The following is a 1068-nucleotide window of genomic DNA, read 5'->3' on the forward strand; positions in this document are numbered from 1 at the left end:
AGCAGCTTGTCGGTGTCGGCGACGTAGAGATCATCGCCTATCAAGGCCATGCCGAACGGTGAGTTCAGCCCTTCGATGAACGGCACCTGGGTTTCTGCCGAACCATCGTGATCGGCATCGCGCAGTAAGGTGATGCGGTTGGCGCTGGGTACGCCAGCACCTGCACGCGCCATGACCTTTTTCATGGCCCAGCCGCGCAGGCCCTTGGCGTCTTCCGGCTTGGGTGGGGCATTGGTCTCGGCCACGAGAACGTCGCCGTTTGGCAGCAGGTACAGCCAGCGGGGGTGGTCGAGGCCGCTGGCGAATGCGTTCACCTGAAGGCCGGGGGCTGCCGTGGGTTTTGCATGTTCCGGCCAGCCTACTGCTGGGGCGATGTTCACGGTGGGCAGGGGCGTGCGTACGGGGGCGGGTAGCTGGGGGGATGGGCCGGTGCCGTCGTTTACACTCAGCAGGGCGGTGTCGCCGCAGGCGGTCAGGCTGGTGGCCAGCAGCCATGGCATGAGGTGTTTCATGGGCGGCGTTCTCCGCAGCGGGCTCATGAGGGTGAGAGGTCGGCCGGGCTTGCAGGGTTCCCGATGGTTTATCGCGGCCTCTGCTACGCGGACGAATACCTATGCGGTGTAAACGCCCACATTTTTGCAGGCTTGAGATCTTGAGCGCTGGTTTTGATAGCGCGAAAACTCCAGCTGCGATAGCGACGCGTAGTCACCTTTTCGCCCTTACGGCGAGTCACTTTTTGTCAGACGCGACAAAAAGTAACCACAAAACGCTGCGCTCCCGTCATCCGGCCCCTGCGCTGCGCTCCGGGGTTCCCTCGCTACGGTCATGCTCCCGGGAGTACGCGCTGCAGGCCCCATCCTTGGGGCCTCAGCGCTTGACGGGCATCCATGCCCGTCACCTCCCTCCGCATGCCCTTCGCTCGGCCTCCTGAAGTCGCGAAGACAAGATCAAGATCAAGATCAAGATCAAGATCAACAGCTGTGTGGGGTTTGGTTGAGTGATGCGAAACCCAAGAAAGCGCAGTTATTGCTTCTGCTTTTTGCTTTTGCTTCTAAGCGTGCGGTAGCA

The 1068-nt window shown here is 61.4% G+C and carries 1 pseudogene; it reads right to left on the reverse strand.

From position 1 onward, the window contains the following. A pseudogene (locus APH30_RS27260) lies at nt 1-512 on the reverse strand (sorbosone dehydrogenase family protein); the annotation flags it as partial. Between the last annotated feature and the right edge of the window lie 556 nt (nt 513-1068).

The sequence above is a fragment of the Pseudomonas sp. NBRC 111127 genome, from assembly GCF_001320345.1.
Lineage (GTDB): Bacteria > Pseudomonadota > Gammaproteobacteria > Pseudomonadales > Pseudomonadaceae > Aquipseudomonas > Aquipseudomonas juntendi.